1 protein-coding gene is annotated in these 1,315 nt (G+C 69.1%); it reads right to left on the reverse strand.

Annotated elements, in window-relative coordinates:
- Positions 1-58: 58 nt before the first annotated feature.
- The gene (locus Q7A36_RS39830; protein ID WP_305109327.1) at positions 59-1,258 is read right to left on the reverse strand and encodes an IS256 family transposase; all 1,200 of its coding nucleotides are present in this window, start codon (positions 1,256-1,258) and stop codon (positions 59-61) included.
- Between the last annotated feature and the right edge of the window lie 57 nt (positions 1,259-1,315).

Raw genomic sequence — 1,315 nt, forward strand, 5'->3', positions numbered from 1 at the left:
GATCGTGCCCCGAGGCGTGGTGTAGGAGCAGTGCTCCTTGGCGGGCTGGGCCGCCTGGTCAGTTGGCCACGGCTGGCAGGCTGACGGCGGCAGTATCGCTGAGAGGGCTGATGGTCTCCAGCGTCATGTAGCGTGAGCGCTGGGTTGCCCATTCATCGGATTGCTCGAGGAGAATGGCGCCGATCAGCCTGATGGCGGCGGCCTCGTTGGGAAAGATGCCGACCACGTCGGTGCGTCGCTTGACCTCGCCATTCAGCCGTTCGATCGGGTTCGTGCTGTGCAACTTGGCGCGGTGCGCGGTGGGGAAGTGCATGTAGGCGAGGACGTCCTCCTCTGCGGCGTCCATCAGGGCGGCCAGCTTGGGCACCTTGGGGCGGATCTGGTCGGCGACCCGGCGCCACTGGGCGTGGGCCGCGGGGGCGTCGGCCTCGGCGAAGGCGGTGCCGATCCAGGCGGAGACGAGGCGGCGCTGGGTCTTCCCGGCATGGACGGTCGCCGTGCGCATGAAATGAACGCGGCAGCGCTGCCAAGTGGCCCGCAGCACCTTGGTGACCGCCGCCTTCAGCCCCTCATGGGCATCGGAGATGACGAGCTTGACCCCGCGCAGGCCACGGCGGGCCAGGGCGCGCAGGAAGTCTAGCCAGAAGGCTTCGGCCTCGGAGGCGCCGATCGCCATGCCGAGAACCTCGCGCCGCCCGTCGGCATTGACGCCGACCGCGATGGTGACGGCGACCGGGACGACCCGCCCGGCCTCGCGGACCTTCACGTAGGTCGCGTCCAGCCAGAGGTAGGGCCAGTCGCCCTCGATCGGCCTGTCGAGGAAGTCGCGGACCCGCTCGTCGATCTCGGCGCAGAGCCGCGAGACCTGGCTCTTGCTGACCCCGTCCATGCCCATGGCCCGGACCAGGTCATCGACCGAGCGGGTGGAGATGCCCTGGACATAGGCCTCCTGGATCACCGCCGTCAGCGCCTTCTCGGCCGTCCGGCGGGGCTCCAGAAAGGCGGGAAAGTAAGCGCCCCTCCGCAGCTTCGGGATCCGCAGTTCGACCGTGCCGACCCGGGTCTGCCAGTCCCGCTCGCGGTAGCCGTTGCGCTGGTTCACCCGCTCTGGGCTGCGCTCGCCATGGGCGGCGCCGCACACCCCCTCCGCCTCCAGCTCCATCAGCCGCTGCGCGGCGAAGCCGATCATCTCGCGGAGGAAGGTCGCGTCGGAGCCCTTCTCCAAGAGCTCACGAAGGGCAATCCTGTCGTCGGTCATCGTGGTCGTCCAAGGCTCGGGTTGCTGGTCTCGACAACCCAACCCTACCGAGGATCA

It is taken from the genome of Paracraurococcus lichenis, from assembly GCF_030657435.1.
Lineage (GTDB): Bacteria > Pseudomonadota > Alphaproteobacteria > Acetobacterales > Acetobacteraceae > Paracraurococcus > Paracraurococcus lichenis.

Bases quoted from the DNA above. Each gene is read 5' to 3' on its own strand.
- Q7A36_RS39830 (WP_305109327.1), bottom strand. From the start codon at position 1,258: ATGACCGACGACAGGATTGCCCTTCGTGAGCTCTTGGAGAAGGGCTCC.